The sequence below is a fragment of the Parasphingorhabdus flavimaris genome (assembly GCF_013371215.1).
GTDB classification, from domain to species: domain Bacteria; phylum Pseudomonadota; class Alphaproteobacteria; order Sphingomonadales; family Sphingomonadaceae; genus Parasphingorhabdus; species Parasphingorhabdus flavimaris.
Genome location: NZ_JABWMH010000003.1, coordinates 645,001 through 650,000, shown reverse-complemented (window position 1 = coordinate 650,000; position 5,000 = coordinate 645,001). Strand labels below are relative to the sequence as shown.

Sequence of the window (5,000 nt, the reverse complement as noted above, 5' to 3'; positions counted from 1 at the left end):
AACCCAAAGCAAGTGCTGAACGGTTAGTAAATGACATCCGCCGCGCCACGCTTCGACACTTCTCAGCTAAAGACAAGATTAGGATCATGCTGGAAGGCCTGCGCGGAGATGATAGTATCGCAGAGCTGTACCGGAAGGAAGGTATCGCGCAGAGCCAGTATTACACTCGCTGCGGGGGACCAAGTTGACCGCTTCGGTTAAATCCTTCATCGATTGGTGGTAATTCCGGAAAGGTCGACGATGCCTGACATTCTTTTTCATCAATATGATAGTTCGCCATTTTCGGAGAAAGTGCGCGTTTGCCTTGGCATCAAGAAGCTGGCCTGGGCTGCTGTCGATCAACCGGTCATCATGCCCAAGCCTGAACTTGTGGCCCTGACGGGCGGATATCGCCGTATTCCGGTCATGCAGATCGGCGCAGACATTTACTGTGACAGCCAGCTAATCGTCCGGGAACTTGAACGACGCTTTCCTGAACCAACGTTGTTTCCGCAGGGCGACCACGGCCTGGCCCATGCCAATGCGATGTGGTCTGACCGCGCGGTATTCCAAGCAGCGGTCGCGATTATCTTCGGAGGGCTCGGCGACAAAGTCCCGGCTGCTTTTATAAACGACCGCGCCGCCCTTTCCGGCCGTCCGTTTAACCCCGCCGCCATGCAGGCGGCTGTCCCTCACATGGAAGCACAGTTGCGAGCACATGTCGCTTTGCTGTCCGATCAGCTTGCGGATGGGCGCAGGTTTCTGACTGGTGACCGCGCCGGACTGGTTGATGCGAATGGTTATTACAACTTGTGGTTCATCCACTCTGCCTTTCCAACAGCGGCAAGTCTGTTCGAGAGCATAGCGCACGTGCCTGAATGGTTGGAGAGGGTAAAGGCGATTGGTCATGGCAAGCGGTCCGCAGTGAGCCGCGAGGACGCACTCGATATTGCGCGGACCACCGAGCCGATGGCAGGCACGGTTGCGCCCCGGGACGCCGAGCTCGAAGGCAAGCGGGTGACTGTCGCCGCCGACGACTATGGGCGCGACGCGGTCGATGGATTGCTCGTGGGCTCATCCGAACATCATGTTTCGATCAGCCGCGAAGATCCCCAGGCCGGCCAGGTCGTTGTTCATTTCCCGCGCATAGGATTTTCCGTGCAGAATTGACGCAATTCCGCAATGTCGCTGTAAAGAACTTGAGCGAAGGGAGAGAGCTAGTGCTGCTGGACCAGTGGAGGGATGCCGTGTATTTTATAACGGTAAAACTTAAAAACCAGAGAATATCGGGCGCAAATGCTAGGTTTTAAAAACAATCGATCAGTCAGTATGGTCTTTGGACTTCCAGACCGAGACAAACAAACCCTTGCTATTGCTCTTAAATACGCTGCTCTACGCCGCAGCCTGCTTACTATATGCTTACAGCTCGAACGCAAAAAAGGCCCCGCTATATGTAGCGGGGCCTTTTTTTGTTTGGTTGCGGGAGTAGGATTTGAACCTACGACCTTCAGGTTATGAGCCTGACGAGCTACCGGACTGCTCCATCCCGCGCCAACATTTGCGGACCGCCTTGTGGGGCTGGTCTGCAAAAATCAAAAAAGCGGCCAGCCCTTTTGGGGACAGGCCGCTTTTGAAAAGGTGAATGGGTTATTTCCTCGTGGGTACAGTTTAATGCGCCTGCTACAATGCCTGGCGACGTCCTACTCTTCCATGCCTTGAGACAAAGTACCATCGGCGCAACCTGGTTTCACGGCCGAGTTCGAGATGGGATCGGGTGGGGCACAGGCGCTATGGCCACCAAGCAATGAAGCAGGCGCATAAGCTGTAATCACGGGTCTTTTAATCGATGTTGGCAAGATCACGCCCGGATATATCCCGAGGGGTAATATCCGTGCATGTTGACCATGGGCCGAGCTTAATTGTCCGTTCAATCAGACAACATGCTGTTTCCAACATTGTTGTTGATGGCGGGATTCTACAAGCGCGAATTGAGTAATTAGGACTGGTTAGCTTCATGCGTTACCGCACTTCCACACCCAGCCTATCAACGTGGTGGTCTTCCACGACTCTATGATAACTTATCTCGAGGGAGGCTTCCCGCTTAGATGCTTTCAGCGGTTATCCCGTCCATACATAGCTACCCAGCTGCACGCCTGGCGGCATGACTGGTACACCAGAGGTATGTTCAACCCGGTCCTCTCGTACTAGGGTCAACTCCTCTCAATTATCGACGCCCACGGCAGATAGGGACCAAACTGTCTCGCGACGTTCTGAACCCAGCTCACGTACCACTTTAATTGGCGAACAGCCAAACCCTTGGGACCTGCTCCAGCCCCAGGATGTGATGAGCCGACATCGAGGTGCCAAACGATTCCGTCGATATGAGCTCTTGGGAATCATCAGCCTGTTATCCCCGGCGTACCTTTTATCCGTTGAGCGATGGCCCTTCCACGAGGGACCACCGGATCACTATGACCGACTTTCGTCTCTGCTCGACTTGTCAGTCTCGCAGTCAGGCTGGCTTATGCCATTGCACTCTAACAGACGGTTTCCAACCGTCCTGAGCCAACCATCGCGCGCCTCCGTTACTCTTTAGGAGGCGACCGCCCCAGTCAAACTACCCGCCACAGAGGGTCCCTGATCCGGATAACGGATCTAGGTTAGACACCAGAAAACAATAGGGTGGTATTTCACATTATGGCTCCACTCGGACTGGCGCCCAAGTTTCAAAGCCTCCCACCTATTCTACACAATTCTTTCCTAATGCCACTCTGAAGCTGCAGTAAAGGTGCACGGGGTCTTTCCGTCTAACCGCGGGTACTCCGCATCTTCACGGAGAATTCAATTTCGCTGAGCATATCCTGGAGACAGTGGGGAAGTCGTTACGCCATTCGTGCAGGTCGGAACTTACCCGACAAGGAATTTCGCTACCTTAGGACCGTTATAGTTACGGCCGCCGTTTACTCGGGCTTCAATTCAGAGCTTGCACTCCTCCTCTTAACCTTCGAGCACCGGGCAGGCGTCAGACCCTATACGTCGTCTTGAAGCCGACTTAGCAGAGTCCTGTGTTTTTGCTAAACAGTCGCTACCCCCCAGCTTGTGCCCCCTGCCAAAAGTTGCCTTCTGACAGGGCCTCCTTCTCCCGAAGTTACGGAGGTAATTTGCCGAGTTCCTTCAGGATACTTCTCTCAAGCGCCTTGGTATACTCTACCTGCCCACCTGTGTCGGTTTAGGGTACGGTCTATATGGTGGAGCTATTTCCTGGAACCTCTTCGAAGCCTGATCAATCCAATAAGATCAGACAACACACGAGATCCGTCACATTCCACCAGGTCACGGAATATTAACCGTGTTCCCATCGACTACCCCCTTCGGGCTCGTCTTAGGGGCCGACTCACCCTGCTCAGATTAGCTTTAAGCAGGAACCCTTGGGCTTTCGGCGACAGTGCATCTCACACTGTTTGTCGCTACTCATGTCAGCATTCGCACTTCCGATACGTCCACCGTCGGTTACCCTTCGGCTTCATCCGCTTACGGAACGCTCCGCTACCGCTCAGAATAAATTCTGAACCCTAAGCTTCGGTGCATATCTTTAGCCCCGTTACATCTTCGCCGCAGGAACCCTTATTTAGACCAGTGAGCTGTTACGCTTTCTTTAAAGGATGGCTGCTTCTAAGCCAACCTCCTGGTTGTTTTGGGATTCCCACATGCTTTCCCACTTAGATATGACTTGGGGACCTTAGCTGTAGGTTAGGGCTGTTTCCCTTTTGACGACGGACCTTAGCACCCGCCGTCTGTCTCCCGGACTTGTCTCTATGGTATTCGGAGTTTGGTTAGGTTTGGTAGGTCTCGCGACCCCCTAGCCCATCCAGTGCTCTACCCCCATAGGAAAACATCCGAGGCACTACCTCAATAGTTTTCGCGGAGAACCAGCTATTTCCCGGCTTGATTGGCCTTTCACCCCTAAACACAACTCATCCAATAATTTTTCAACATTAAATGGTTCGGTCCTCCAGTGCGTGTTACCGCACCTTCAACCTGGTCATGCCTAGATCGCCGGGTTTCGGGTCTAATCCATCTAACTCAGTCGCCCTATTCAGACTCGCTTTCGCTGCGCCTACACCTAACGGCTTAAGCTTGCTAGATAGATTAAGTCACTGACCCATTATGCAAGAGGTACGCGGTCACCCCACAAGGGGGCTCCCACTGCTTGTAAGCATTCGGTTTCAGGTACTATTTCACTCCCCTAATCGGGGTGCTTTTCACCTTTCCCTCACGGTACTTGTTCACTATCGGTCACATACGAGTATTTAGGCTTGGAGGGTGGTCCCCCCATGTTCAGACAGAATTTCACGTGTTCCGCCCTACTCGAGTCCTGATTGATCATTTTCGCATACGGGACTGTCACCCACTATGGTCAAACTTTCCAGAATGTTCTGCTAATTTACAATCAGGCACTGGCCTGGTCCGCGTTCGCTCGCCACTACTAACGGAATCTCGGTTGATGTCTTTTCCTCCGGTTACTGAGATGTTTCAGTTCGCCGGGTTCGCTTCACCAAGTCTATTTTATTCAACTCGGTAATATCCTTCCCCATTTACTCTCATTTTGTCATCTCGAAAGACTTCAAAACAAAAGTAAATGGTGAGGATGGGTTCCCCCATTCGGAAATCGCTGGATCAAAGATTGCTCACATCTCCCCAACGCTTATCGCAGCGTGCCACGTCCTTCATCGCCTGTATGTGCCAAGGCATCCACCAAATGCTCTTACCTCACGCTTGAGAATCCACACCACCAACAACAAGATTGGACCAATCCTCCCACGCTCCTTGCATAAAAAAGCGCTTCAGATGACCAATTCGGCCTTGCCTGTATAGTGCGGACAATTAATTACTCAGCCTTTTAGTAATTCAAATAATTTGAATACTTGTGCCAATTATGTGTTTCAACCCGACGGAAAACCGCCGAACCGAAACCGCAAAATTGCCACGGCATCGATTAAAAAAACCCATTCACAATGTCA

Annotated in this window: 1 protein-coding gene, 1 tRNA gene, 2 rRNA genes and 1 pseudogene (1 of these 5 running past the window's edge); 2 read left to right on the top strand and 3 right to left on the bottom strand. The window is 52.3% G+C overall.

Annotation, left to right across the window (positions count from 1 at the left end):
- Together HUO14_RS12005 and HUO14_RS12000 are read left to right on the top strand one after the other, a co-directional pair.
- Nucleotides 1-164, top strand: a pseudogene (locus HUO14_RS12005) (IS3 family transposase); its annotated part reaches 19 nt to the left of the window's first position; the annotation flags it as partial.
- Between the two features lie 52 nt (nucleotides 165-216).
- Entirely contained in the window at nucleotides 217-1,149 is a 933-nt protein-coding gene (locus tag HUO14_RS12000) for a glutathione S-transferase family protein (protein ID WP_343046102.1), read from the top strand.
- Between the two features lie 304 nt (nucleotides 1,150-1,453).
- On the opposite strand, the gene HUO14_RS11995 is transcribed toward HUO14_RS12000, so the two are convergent.
- From HUO14_RS11995 to HUO14_RS11985, 3 genes are all read right to left on the bottom strand, one after another.
- Nucleotides 1,454-1,530, bottom strand: a tRNA-Met gene (locus tag HUO14_RS11995).
- 136 nt (nucleotides 1,531-1,666) lie between these two features.
- Nucleotides 1,667-1,781, bottom strand: a 5S ribosomal RNA gene (rrf, locus tag HUO14_RS11990).
- 174 nt (nucleotides 1,782-1,955) lie between these two features.
- A 23S ribosomal RNA gene (locus HUO14_RS11985) occupies nucleotides 1,956-4,758 on the bottom strand.
- Nucleotides 4,759-5,000 lie beyond the last annotated feature (242 nt).